The organism is Streptomyces sp. 1331.2 (assembly GCF_900199205.1).
In the GTDB taxonomy this organism is placed as follows: Bacteria; Actinomycetota; Actinomycetes; order Streptomycetales; family Streptomycetaceae; genus Kitasatospora.
Map to the genome: position 1 here is coordinate 3196161 of NZ_OBMJ01000001.1, position 12498 is coordinate 3208658.

At 72.7% G+C, this 12498-nt stretch carries 9 protein-coding genes; 4 read left to right on the forward strand and 5 right to left on the reverse strand.

Annotated elements, in window-relative coordinates; translation table 11 throughout:
- Positions 1–36: 36 nt before the first annotated feature.
- The 4 genes from fxsT to pdxH form a co-directional block, all read right to left on the reverse strand.
- Positions 37–4050, reverse strand: coding sequence for an FxSxx-COOH system tetratricopeptide repeat protein (fxsT, locus tag CRP52_RS13465; protein WP_097236624.1), 4014 nt, complete (start codon positions 4048–4050; stop codon positions 37–39).
- Positions 4040–5434, reverse strand: coding sequence for a TIR-like protein FxsC (locus CRP52_RS13470; protein WP_097236625.1), 1395 nt, complete (start codon positions 5432–5434; stop codon positions 4040–4042). The genes fxsT and CRP52_RS13470 overlap by 11 nt, the downstream gene beginning before the upstream one ends.
- Before the next feature lie 242 nt (positions 5435–5676).
- Complete coding sequence (gene fxsA, locus CRP52_RS13475) at positions 5677–5868, reverse strand: FxSxx-COOH cyclophane-containing RiPP peptide (protein ID WP_030057125.1); 192 nt, start codon at positions 5866–5868, stop codon at positions 5677–5679.
- A 199-nt stretch (positions 5869–6067) separates the two neighbouring features.
- A complete protein-coding gene (gene pdxH, locus CRP52_RS13480) occupies positions 6068–6700 on the reverse strand; it encodes a pyridoxamine 5'-phosphate oxidase (protein WP_097240057.1) in 633 nt (210 codons plus the stop codon).
- 439 nt (positions 6701–7139) lie between these two features.
- Here pdxH and CRP52_RS13485 point away from each other — a divergent pair, with 439 nt between their 5' ends.
- From CRP52_RS13485 to CRP52_RS13495, 3 genes are all read left to right on the forward strand, one after another.
- Positions 7140–8240, forward strand: a complete 1101-nt coding sequence (locus CRP52_RS13485) for a citrate synthase 2 (protein WP_097236627.1) — start codon at positions 7140–7142, stop codon at positions 8238–8240.
- Positions 8241–8416: 176 nt separating this feature from the next.
- Positions 8417–9535: a phosphoserine transaminase gene (serC, locus tag CRP52_RS13490; protein WP_097236628.1), complete on the forward strand. Its 1119-nt coding sequence runs from the start codon at positions 8417–8419 to the stop codon at positions 9533–9535.
- Positions 9536–9934: 399 nt separating this feature from the next.
- Complete coding sequence (locus CRP52_RS13495) at positions 9935–11194, forward strand: hypothetical protein (protein ID WP_097236629.1); 1260 nt, start codon at positions 9935–9937, stop codon at positions 11192–11194.
- 54 nt (positions 11195–11248) lie between these two features.
- Here CRP52_RS13495 and thpR read toward each other — a convergent pair whose 3' ends face one another.
- Positions 11249–11839 carry an RNA 2',3'-cyclic phosphodiesterase gene (gene thpR, locus CRP52_RS13500; protein ID WP_097236630.1) on the reverse strand — a complete coding sequence of 197 codons (591 nt, stop codon included), beginning with the start codon at positions 11837–11839 and terminating at the stop codon, positions 11249–11251.
- Between the two features lie 53 nt (positions 11840–11892).
- Here thpR and CRP52_RS13505 point away from each other — a divergent pair, with 53 nt between their 5' ends.
- The gene (locus CRP52_RS13505) at positions 11893–12477 is read left to right on the forward strand and encodes a GNAT family N-acetyltransferase (protein WP_179852787.1); all 585 of its coding nucleotides are present in this window, start codon (positions 11893–11895) and stop codon (positions 12475–12477) included.
- Positions 12478–12498 lie beyond the last annotated feature (21 nt).

A 12498-nucleotide genomic window follows, 5' to 3' on the forward strand; every position in this document is an offset into this window, starting at 1 on the left:
GAGCCGAGGCGCTTCCTGAGCCGCCGTCACCCGCCCTCACACGTGCGGCGGCTCCACGTCCGAGTCCAGCCGCGTTCCCGCCCGCACCGCCTTCGTTGTCGGGTGTTCCTCCCCCAGGGTGACCCGCGCCCGCCGGATGCAGTCCGCCCGCAGCTCGGCGGCCCGTTCGGCCTGTCCGGCGGTGGCCAGCGAGAGCGAGAGGTTGGAGTTGATGCCGATGGAGTCGTAGTGGTCCGGGCCGAGGGCCTCGGTCATCAGCGGCGCGGCCTCCTCCTCCAGGTCGAGCGCGGCCTGTGTCTGCCCGGACAGCGCGAGGTCGTTGGCGTGGTTCATCATCGCGATCGGGATGTACAGGTGGTGGGCGCCGAGGACGGTCCGGAACTGCGACAGCGTGCGCCCGGACAGCTCCAGCGCCTCCGTGGTGCGCCCCGCCAGCCGCAGGTAGACGGACAGGTTGTTGGCCCCGGCCAGCGTCACCGGGTGGTTCTCGCCCAGGTAGTCGCGGTACCGCGCCAACGCCCGTTCGGCCAGCGGGATGGCCCGGCCGGTGTCGCCCAGGGCGCTGAGGTCGCTGGCCAGGTTGGTGGCGGCGGCCAGGGTGTCGGGGTGTTCGGGGCCGATGATGTCGAGGTAGCGCTGGTAGATGTCCTCGTCGATCTCCAGGGCCTCGTGGTAGCGGCCGGCCCGGCGCAGCGCCACGGCGAGGTTCTTGCGGGCGCGCAGGGTGTCGGTGTGGCTGTCGCCGATGGTCTGCTGATAGATCCGGACGGTGTCCTCCAGCAGGTCCAGGGCCTCCCGCAGCCGCCCGGTCTCGCGCAGGTCGCGGGCGTAGTTGGAGGCGGATGACAGCGCGTAGAGGCTGTGCGCGCCGAGCGCGTCGCGCTGCTGGAGGTAGTTGCTGCGGTGCCGTTCCAGGGCGGCCCTGCGGTCGCCGGCCAGGTAGTCGGAGACGGCCAGGTTGTTGGTGATCATCAGGGTGCGCGGGTGGTCCGGGCCGAGGGTGCGCCGGGCCGCGTCCAGGGTGCGGCGGTCGAGCGCCCGGGCCTCGTCGTAGCGGCCGAGGAAGCGCAGGTCGGCGCCGAGGCTGTTGGCGACGGCGAGGGTGTGCGAGTGCTCGGGGCCCAAGGTCGCGGTGAAGCGCTCCAGGATGTCCCGGTCCATCTCGTACGCCTCCTGGAGGGCGCCCTGGGAGCGGCGGATGTTGCTCAGCTGGGTGCGCAGCATGAGCGTCTGGGCGTCGTTGTCGGCGTCGAAGCCGGGCCCGCCGTAGCCGTCCTGGCGCCAGTGCTCCAGGGTCCGCTCGGCCAGTTCCCGGCCGGATTCGTGCAGGCTGCGCTTCCACTGGTAACGGACCGAGTCGATGATCCACTGGCGGACGTCCTCGTCGGCGCTGTCGACGGCCCCGGACGGCCAGAGGTGGGGCAGGAGTTCGGCGTACTCGGCCCAGTTGGCGGGCACGTCCGGGTCGCCGGGGTTGGCAGTGGCGAGGGCGGCGTGGACGACACCGCGCAGCTCGGCCCGCCGTTCCTCCTCGACCTGGTCCCGCAGCACGGCCTGGACCAGCCGGTGCACGGTGATGGTCTCGCTGCCCTGGTCGGTGCGGGCGAGCCCGAACCGGTTGATGGCGCGCAGGAATTCGCCGATCGCAAGTTTGTCACGGGGGGCGCGCGGAGGCAGCCGCAGGGCGCGGGTGACGGCGCGGCTGTAGAGCAGCCGCATCGGGATGGCGTCGGGGCCGAAGAAGGCGCAGATCTCCAGGATCTGCGCGGCCGGGGCGTTCATCCGGCGCAGTTCCTCGACCGAGATGCGCCAGGTCGCGGCGGCCGAGTGCGGGTAGTCGGCGGTGCGCAGCCGGGTGCGTTCCAGCATCTCGGTGAGCTCTTCGTCGAGCAGTTCGAGGTAGGTGGCGATCGGCATCGACGTCTCCTGGAGCCAGACGGCGGCCTGGCCGACGGCGAGCGGCAGGTCGCCGAGGCGGTGGGCGACCTGTTCGGCGTCCTCCGGCGAGAGGCCGCTGTTGAAGCGGCGCAGCAGCCGGATGCTCTCCTCCCGGAGGAAGACGTCGACTTCCACCAGGCCGGCGTGCCGGGCCCAGCCCTGGTTGCGGGAGGTGATCAGCACGTGCCCGCCGGAGGAACCGGCCGGCTGCCAGGGGGCGAGTTCCTCGGGGGTGCCGGCGTTGTCGAAGACCAGCAGCCAGCGGCGGTACGGCTGGCCGCGGCGCAGTGCGTCGAGCACGGCGGCGGCGGTGTGCGCGACGTCGTCGCTGGTGGGCACGCCGAGCCGGGGGGCGAGTTCGGCGAGCTTCTGCGGGATGTTGGCGGGCTCCTCGGCGGGCACCCACCAGACCACGTCGTACGCGGCCTTGAATCGGTGCGCGTACTCGGCGGCGATCTGGGACTTGCCGGCGCCGCCGAAGCCGTAGAGCACCTGGCTGAGCACAGCGGCGGGGCCGCCGGTGAAGCGGTTGCGGAGCAGTTCGAGCAGCTTGCCACGGCCGATGAAGGCGGCGTTGCGCGAGGGCGCCTCCTGGACCTGCGGGGCCGTTCCGGGGAAGCGCGCGGGTGCGGCGAACTCGCCGCTGTCGTTGTCGAGTTGGCGGTTGCTGCCGGGCGGCGGGCCGAGTTCGCCGTAGAGCTGGGCCTCGGCACCGACCGCGGAGGAGCGGACCAGGTCGGGGGCGGCCTGTCCGGCGAACGGGCGGGGCACGGGCTCGTCCGAGTCCTGGAGCCGCAGGGCGACCAACGCCGGTGAGCCGGAGCTGAGTTCGCGGCCCTGCAGGAGCTGCCAGACCTCGGCGGCGCGGGGCAGTGCGGTGTACTCGGGCGAGAGCAGCGCGAGCAGCCGGCCCTGACCGTCGAGCGGCCCGGCGACCTCCACCGGCCGCGGACCGGCGTACGGCTCGGCCGCGTTGTGCAGGGAGGTCTGGTAGCCGAAGCGGGTGAGCGTCCCCGCGGCCCACTCGGCCCACATCCGGTCCTCCGGCGCGTAGCTGACGAACACCTGGCGCGGCACCGCGCGGGCCGAGCGCAGGTAGGCGCCGTAGAGCCGGCGGCGGGTGTCCGCGGTGAGCGGGCGCAGAGTGCGGACCCGGCCGTCGGTGATCCACCCGGCGAGCCGTTCGAAGGCATTGAGCAGGCTGCGGGCCTCCTGCGGCCGGTCTGCGACGGTGGCCGGCACCTCCTCGTACGCGTAGAACGGCTTGTACGGCACCTCGACGTCGGCCCAGTAGCCGGCCCTGCGGTCGCCGGCCAGCCAGCGGCCGAGGTAGGGGGCGAAGGCCTCGCGGGCGTAGTCCCGGCCGGCTTCCAGGCGTTCCTGTTCGGCGTCCTCGACCCGCATCGGCACCGGCAGGACGCGGATCGCCCGCTCCTCGGCCTCGGCGATGGCGCGGGCGGCGTCGACGCCGCCACGGATGTTCTGGGCGCTGAAGGTGAAGCAGTCGACGACGGTGTCGGGCATCAGGACGGTGCAGATCCCCGAGGTGTCGCTGACGCCGGTACGGCTGTCGATGAGCACGTAGTCGTACCGGTCGGCCCAGCGTTCGCGCAGCTCGCGCAGGAACTCGCCGCCGCGGATGTCCCGTCCGTGGTAGAAGCTGCGCCAGTTGAAGCTGGTGACGGCGGCGGCGTAGGCGGCGTTCTGGCGGCCGGCGGGCAGGAAGTCGAGCCGGCCGCCGGGCGGCAGGTCGAGGGCGAGGCCGCAGACGTAGCCGTCGAGACGTCCGGGTTCGTCCAGCCAGGCCGCCGGGGAGAGACCGACCGGCCCGGTGGCGGAGGGCAGTGCCTGTTTGACGTAGGAGCGCAGCAGGTCGATCAGGCCCTCGGTGGAGTGGAGTTCGGGGTCGACCAGGAGCGGGTGGTAGTAGCGGTGGAGGCCCGGGGCTTCGAGGTCCCAGTCGACGACCAGGACGCGCAGGCCCCGACTGGCGAGGATCCAGCCGACGTTGGCGAGGGCCATGGTCCGGCCGGTGCCGCCCTTGAAGGAGTAGAACGTGACGACCGAGCCCGGTCCCCCGCGCTCCGGCTCCGTGCCGGGTTCAGTGGTCATCGTCCGTGTCTCCCCTCAGCGGGACAGCGTTGTCCTTGCCACGACTCTGGTGCGGGAGGTGCGTACGGCCCCGGCCCGGATCGAGGCGCGCGGGCGGGCCCTGGCGGGGTCCCGGCGGGCCGGCCGGGATGGACAGCCCGGGCATGGCCGGGGCTCCCCCGGGGCCGAGTCCGAAGGCGTCGCCGCCATCGTCCCCCCAATCCAGGTTGTCGTCCATGAGCTTGTTCTGGGCGACCGTCACCATGATGGTGAGTTCGTTGTCGAAGCTCTCCCGGCTCACTTTGACCCGGAACAAGTGCTCCATGTCGCTCCGGCGCAGCCAGTTGCGCCGGAACACATCGCGCACGCCGGCCCACAGCGCGTCGCGCCCCGGTCCGTCGGGCGGGTCGGCGCTGCCGCTGGGCACCATCACGCCGGTGACCGGGTGGTTCTGGTCGTCGTACTCGCGCAGCGCGGAGCTGTAGCGCTCGGCCCCGGCCACCCACGGGTCCACCAGCAGGACGCTGACCTGGCTGTCCTCGCGGGCCTGGTCGAGCTTGCCGCCGAGCCCGCTGTCGACCTCCTCCAGCGTGGTGGTGTGCCCGGCCGCGGTGATCACCTGCTGGGCGCGCGCCGCCAACGACGGCTGGATGGGCGGGTGGTAGGGCGCCCAGTGCCAGGGCTTGGCGCCGTACCAGCCGCCGGTCTGCGAGCCGCCCTCGGCGGCGGCCTCCGAGGCGCGTCCTGCTGCGATGAACAGCCGCACCATCCCGGGTGCGGAGACGGCCTCCGGGGCCGCCGGGGGCGGGAAGTAGCCGCGCACCGCACCGAGGTCGAACTCGGGCAGCTCGCCGAGCCGCCGCGCGGCCGCGTCCCGGACGCGCTCGGCGACGACCCGGACGACCTGTTCGTACGCCTCGCCCTGCGCGGTGCGCAGCAGGGCACGCAGGCCGTACCGGGCGTAGGCCTCGCCCATGTCCGGCTGGGCCCACTGGATCTTGCTGACCTCGTCGGCCAGTTCGCCGGGCACGACGGGCTCCCAGAGCACCGGGACCAGTGCCGAGATGAGCTCCCCGGTGTCCTCGTGGTGGCGCCGGACCCGGCCGCGGAAGGCGGTCCACTCCTTGCCGCAGTACAGGCTGGCGAAGTAGGCCGGGGAGTAGAGCGCGACCATCGTCCGGCTGCGGGCCAGCATCGCCGCCAGCTTCTCGGCCCAGTCGTCGCCGAGCCGCAGCTGCTCGGTGTCGCGGTAGGCGAGCTCCTCGACGCGCACGCCCGTCCCGACGAGCCGGCCGAGTTCGTCCCGCAGGTCGTTGAAGAACTGGTTGACGAAGGCGTCCTCGGCCTCGTAGTCACGACGCGCGTAGCTGAAGAAGAAGTACGGACGTTGGTGTTCCTGATCCATCACCTGTTCCCCCCGTGCCCGACGGTACCGCGACGCGATGGTGTCATACCCCGGCGCGTCGTGAACTCCACCGACAGGGAAGGCGAGTTGGCGGTTTCGGTCGCCTCGGGAGGTTTAGCCGGTGGTGGGCGCACGCCCGCGACCGGGGGCGCTCCGGCGCCCGGGAGCGCCCCAGTGGGAGCGCGGGAGCACTGAAGAGGTGCGGAAGCGCAGGAGCGCGGCGGCGCAGGCGCGCGGAAGCGCTACCGGTCGAGCGACGACTGGAAGGCCGCGAGCGGCTCCGCGCCGGGGGTCAGGGCGTCCGCGACCACCCGGCGCAGCAGGTCGCCGAGAACGGTGTCGGGCAGGGCGTCGAGTTCGTCGAGCGGCAGGGCGGCGACGTCGACCAGGTCAGAGCCGAGTCCAGTGGCGGTTTCCGCACCGGTGACGCCCATCAGTCCCTCACTCGATCGTGCCGGCACAGCGCGTTGCTGGCCGTCAAGTGCATCGACCCAGGTCCGCGACGGGCATCCTACACCCGAGGCATGACGGCCCATCAGTTCGGCGTGGACGCCGCGACCGGGTCGACCCGGTCGGCCCACGGCCCCCGGCGGCCTCCCCAACCCCACCGGTACCACCGACGCCACCCCCCGGTCACGGGCAGAGCCGCTCCACCCGCCACCCCGTCGGGCTCGCCGGGTCGGCGAGGTAGCGGAGGCGGTCGTGGAGCCGGTTCTCGCGCCCCTGCCAGAACTCGACGCTCTCCGGGATCACCCGGTAGCCGCCCCAGAACGGCGGGACGGGGACGCCCTCGCCCTCCGGGTAGCGGCGTTCCAGTTCGGCGTAGCGCTGTTCGAGGACCTCGCGCCCGTCGACGGGGCTGGACTGTTCGCTGGCCCAGGCGCCGAGCTGGGAGCCGTGCGGGCGGGTGCGGAAGTACGCGGCGGTCTCGTCGCGGCCGACCTTCTCCACCCGGCCCTGGACGATGACCTGGCGGGCCAGGGCGATCCACGGGAACAGCAGGGCGGCGTGCGGGTTGGCGGCGAGCTCGGCGCCCTTGCGGGAGCCGTAGTTGGTGAAGAAGACGAAGCCGCGCGCGTCGAAGCCCTTGAGCAGGACGGTGCGCGAGCTGGGCCGCCCCTCGGCGTCGGCGGTGGAGAGCACCATCGCGTTGGGTTCCACCACCCCGGCGTCGTCCGCCTCGTGGAACCAGCGGGCGAACTGGCCGACGGGCTCGGGCGCGAGCTGCTCCTCGACCAGGCCCTCGTGGGTGTAGTGCTTGCGCATCACGGTGAGGTCCGGGCCGGGGCGGGCCTCCTCGGCCAGGGCCCGGGTGGCGGGGCTCGGGGGTGTCGACTGGGCGCGTTCCGGGGTCTGCACGCCAACATCATCCCGTACGACAAGCAACCGGCACCGCTACCTCCGGACAAACCCCGGCTACCTCCGGACAAACCCCGGTGGGAGATAAGGTGACTCGCCACCGCTTGGCCGCCCGTCGTACGGGGAATCGTCCGGAACCGGGTGTTCGGTTCCGTGGATTTTCCCGGGCACGACCGACCCTCGACGGAAAAATCAAGCGGGCCCACGGCAAACATCACCACGGCGGTGTATGGCGCAATGCACCCCGTGCCTGTCACCCTGGCACCGAGTGCCAACCACGATTCGGTCACTGGCGCGCCGCCCCACCACGGCGGAGCGCCGATCAAAGAACTGAAGGAGCCGTCGCATGTCCGATTTCGTACCCGGGCTTGAGGGAGTCGTCGCGTTCGAGAGCGAGATCGCCGAGCCCGACCGTGAAGGCGGCGCCCTGCGGTACCGCGGTGTCGACATCGACGACCTGGTCGGCAACGTCTCCTTCGGCCACGTCTGGGGCCTGCTGGTGGACGGCAAGTTCAACCCGGGCCTGCCGGCCGCCGAGCCGTTCCCGATCCCGGTGCACTCCGGCGACATCCGCGTCGACGTGCAGTCCGCGCTCGCCATGCTCGCCCCGGTCTGGGGCCTCAAGCCGCTGCTGGACATCTCCGCCGAGCAGGCCCGCGACGACCTCGCGCGCGCCGCCGTGATGGCGCTGTCCTACGTCGCCCAGTCCGCCCGCGGCCAGGGCCTGCCGATGGTCCCGCAGAGCGAGATCGACAAGGCCGAGACGGTCGTCGAGCGCTTCATGATCCGCTGGCGGGGCGAGCCGGACCCGAAGCACGTCAAGGCCATCGACGCCTACTGGACCTCGGCCGCCGAGCACGGCATGAACGCCTCCACCTTCACCGCCCGCGTCATCGCCTCCACCGGCGCCGACGTCGCGGCCGCCCTGTCCGGCGCGGTCGGCGCGATGTCCGGCCCGCTGCACGGCGGCGCCCCCTCCCGCGTGCTCGGCATGATCGAGGAGATCGAGCGCACCGGCGACGCGACGGCCTGGGTCAAGAACGCCCTGGACAAGGGCGAGCGCCTGATGGGCTTCGGCCACCGCGTCTACCGCGCCGAGGACCCGCGCGCCCGCGTGCTGCGCCGCACCGCCAAGGAGCTCGGCGCGCCGCGCTTCGAGGTCGCCGAGGCGCTGGAGAAGGCCGCGCTGGAGGAGCTGCACAACCGCCGCCCCGACCGCGTGCTGGCCACCAACGTCGAGTTCTGGGCCGCCATCATGCTGGACTTCGCCGAGGTCCCGGCCCACATGTTCACCTCGATGTTCACCTGCGCCCGTACCGCCGGCTGGTCGGCGCACATCCTGGAGCAGAAGCGCACGGGCCGGCTCGTGCGCCCCGCCGCGCGCTACATCGGCCCCGGCCCGCGCCGCCCCGAGGAGATCGAGGGCTGGGACGCCATCGCCCGCTGACCGACCCCGGACGGTCGTCCGCCACACCGCCCCTGACCAGCGGGTCCGGCTCCGAGCCGGGCCCGCTGTCGGCGTTCCGGCAAGGGGGATCGCCATGCGAACCGGCAATGAAGATCACAGTCTCAGCGGGCGGACGACCGTACCCCGGCGCAGCCCTGCGCCGGTAGGCTGCGCGGGTGGCTCAGATCCAGATCCCCGCTGACATCAAGCCCGCAGACGGCCGTTTCGGCTGCGGACCGTCCAAGGTGCGCCCCGAGGCCCTGAGGGCCCTCGCCGCCACCCAGACCTCCCTGCTCGGCACCTCGCACCGCCAGGCCCCGGTCAAGAACGTGGTCAAGCGCGTGCGCGAGGGCGTGAGCAGCCTGTTCTCGCTGCCGGAGGGCTACGAAGTCGTCCTCGGCAACGGCGGCTCCACCGCCTTCTGGGACATCGCCGCCTTCGGCCTGGTGCGGGAGAAGTCCCAGCACCTGGACTTCGGCGAGTTCTCCTCGAAGTTCGCCTCCTCGGTCAAGGCCGCCCCGTGGCTGGCCGAGCCGAGCGTGATCAAGACCGCCCCGGGCACCCACCCGCTGCCGGTCGCCGAGGCCGGTGTGGACGTCTACGGGCTGACCCACAACGAGACCTCGACCGGCGTCGCGATGCCGATCCGTCGCCCGGCCGGCGCGGACGAGGGCTCGCTGGTCCTGGTGGACGCCACCTCGGGCGCCGGCGGCCTGCCGGTGGACATCACCGAGACGGACGTCTACTACTTCGCCCCGCAGAAGTCCTTCGCCTCCGAGGGCGGCCTCTGGCTGGCCACGTTCTCCCCGGCCGCCCTGGAGCGCGCCGCCGAGATCGCCGGCTCCGGCCGCTACATCCCGCCGTTCTTCTCGCTGCCGACGGCCATCGACAACTCGTCGAAGGACCAGACGTACAACACCCCGTCGATCGCCACCCTCTTCCTGCTGGCCGACCAGCTGGAGTGGCTGAACGGCAACGGCGGGCTGGACTGGGCGGTCGCCCGTACGGCCGACTCCTCGTCCCGGCTGTACTCCTGGGCCGAGAAGTCCGCCTTCGCCACCCCCTTCGTGGCGAACCCGGCGGAGCGCTCCCAGGTGGTCGGCACCATCGACTTCGACGAGTCGGTGGACGCCGCGGCCGTCGCCAAGGCACTGCGTGCCAACGGCATCGTGGACACCGAGCCGTACCGCAAGCTGGGCCGCAACCAGCTGCGGATCGCGATGTTCCCGGCGATCGACCCGGCGGACGTCGAGGCGCTCACCCACTGCATCGACTACGTGGTCGAGCAGCTCTGAGCACTCTCCGAGGCATGTGTGAGGGCCACCACCCGCCGGGTGGTGGCCCTCCCGCCGTTCAGGGGCTACCGGCCGTTCAGGGCGTACCGGCCGTTCACGGGCTACCGGCCGGCCAATGAGCTGATCAGCACGACGACCAGCAGCAGCACCAGGGTGCCGGAGACGATGCGCATTCGAGTCTTGGGATCCACAGTCAACGAGCGTACCTGCGGCTCACCCCCGGCCGGTCGGCGAGGCCGCCCCGCAGCGGCGGACGGGGACGGCGGCGAGCGCCTCGTCCGCACCCGAACCAGCAACGGCCGCACGGTAGTTATCCCGTTGACCGGCGCTCCGAGGGCCACCGCTACCATGACCCCCATCACCATCATGTGATCTTCACAAAATCAGGGGGAAACTCTCATGCGCGCATCCCGTGCGGCCGCCCTGGCGGCCCTCGTCCTCGCCGCGGGCACCGTCCTGCCCTCGGCCGCCACCGCCTCTGCCGCCGAAGGCCCCCAGGTCGGCGTCGACAGCACCTGGTTCCCGGTGTCGAACTACCGCATCCTGGACACCCGCGTCGGCAACGGCGCCCCGAGCGGCAAGGTCGGCCCCGACGGCGTCGTCAAGCTCGACATCCGGAAGATCCTCGGGCTCACCAGCGGCGCCACGCCCACCGCCGTCGTCATGAACGTCACGGCCGTCGGCGCGACCGACGAGAGCTTCGTCACCGCCTACCCCGACGGCGGCGCCCTCCCGACGGTGTCCAACCTGAACGTCTCCCCGGCGCACCAGGTCACCACCAACCGCGTGACCGTCCAGGTCGGCACCGACGGCTTCGTCGACCTCTACAACCACGTCGGCAACGTGCACCTGGTCGTCGACCTCCAGGGCTTCTACACCGCCAAGGGCGCCAACGGCTACCCGGGCGCGACCTTCACCCTGGGCACCCCCGCCCGCCTGCTGGACACCCGCACCGAGGTCGGCGGCCACCCGGGCAAGCTCACCGGCGGCGAGGACGGCGTCTTCCAGATGGACGTCTCCTCCGTCGCGCCCGGCGGCGGCGACCTGGTCGTCCAGGCCACCGTCACCGAGCCGACCCAGCCGGCCCACCTCACCATGTACCCGGCGCTCCAGGCCCCGTGGAGGACCTCCGACGTCAACTTCGACGCCGGGCAGACGGTCACCAACCTCTCCTACGTCTACGCCGGGCGGGACGGCCTCGCGCTCTACACCAACTCCGGTGCGACGCACGTGGTGATCGACTACATCGGCCAGTTCCAGAACCACGGCCTCAGCGGCGACGCCGGCACCCACGGCCTGTTCGTCCCGGCCAACCCGACCCGGGTGCTCGACACCCGCAAGGGCCTCGGCGCCCCGCAGGCCAAGCCCGGCCCCGGCTCCACCACCCGGGTGAAGGTCACCGGCCTCAACGGCGTGCCCGAGGGCGTCGCCGCCGTGGTGATCAACCTGACCGGTACCAACGCCGACCAGGACGGCCACATCACCGCCCTCAAGGCCGGCGACCCCGTCCCGGGGACGTCCAACCTCAACTACGCCGCCCGGCAGGACACCGCCGCCATGACCATCGTCCCGGTCAGCGCCGACGGCTTCATCGAGCTGTACAACCCGCACGGCACCGTGGACCTGGTGGCCGACGTCCAGGGTTACTACACCAACTGACCCGCCCGGCCCCGCCCGGGGAGCGGCGAGCACCCGCTCCCCGGGCTCCGCGTGTCAGCTCCAGTCCGCGAGCGCCCAGGAGCGCACCGACGCGTAGTGCGGGTGCCCGCCGCCCGGGTCGCTCCTCATCAGGTGCAGCTCGGCGGCGTCCCACTCCGGCCCCCGGTAGTCCGCCAGCGCCGCTGCCAGGCCCTCCAACTCGGCCGCGGCGACCCGCTGGACGGCCCGTCGGTGGCCGCGCGAGGAGCCGGCCCGGGCCAGCGTGAGGTGCGCGTGGAAGGCGAAGGTGTCGGCGGTCTCCGCGGTCACCTCGGCGGTGGCCTCGGTGACGGCCTCGGCCAGCCGGCGCAGCGCCCAGGACTGGCCCTCGACGCCGGCCCAGAGCACCCGGTCGCCGAACCGCCCGGCACCCGCGATCCGCAGCCGGTGCACCGGGTGGACCTCGGCGACGTCGGCCAGGCCCGCCTCCAGGTCCGGCAGCCGCTCGGCGGGCACCTCGCCGAGGAAGGCCAGGGTCAGGTGCCAGCCCTCGACGGTGGTCCAGCGCAGCCGGTCCGCCCCGGGCAGCCTGCGCACCGGCGCGACCGCGTCGGAGAGCCCCTGCAACGCCACGACCGGAGGAATCACCGCGACGAAAAGCCTCATGGCCCCATTTTCCGCTCTTCCCGCACGACCCGGATCGGGATAGAACAAGGTCCATGATCGATTCCAAGGCCTCGTCCAGCACGCCGCCCGGCACCCCGTCCGGCACCCCGTCCGGCACCCTGCGGATCCGCACCGGAGGCCCCGAGTCCGTCCCCGACATCCTCGCCCTGCTCGACGGCGCCGTGGCCTGGCTGGTCGGCCGGGGCCGCACCGGCCAGTGGGGCGACCAGCCGTTCAGCACCACGCCCGCCCGGGTCGAGCAGATCGAAGGGTACGGCCGCGAGCCGTTCCTGGTCCGCCTCGCCGTGGACGACGAGGGCCGTACGGTCGGCGCCTGCGTGCTGTCCGAGCAGCGCGGGAAGTACATCCCGGCGGTGGACGAGCCCGAGCTGTTCGTCCGCCTCCTGGTCACCGACCGCACCCGCAAGGGCGCGGGCATCGGCGCCGCGCTGATCGCCGACGCCGTCGAGGAGACCCGCCGCCGCGGCATTGGCCTGCTGCGGGTGGACTGCTACGCCGGCGGCGACCGCGAGCTGGTCGCGCAGTACCGGGCGCTGGGCTTCACCGAGACCGAGAGCTTCGAGGTCGAGCAGCCGAACGGCGTCTGGCCCGGCCAGGTCCTCGCGATCCGGCTCTGAGCCCCGTTCCGGGTTCCCCGG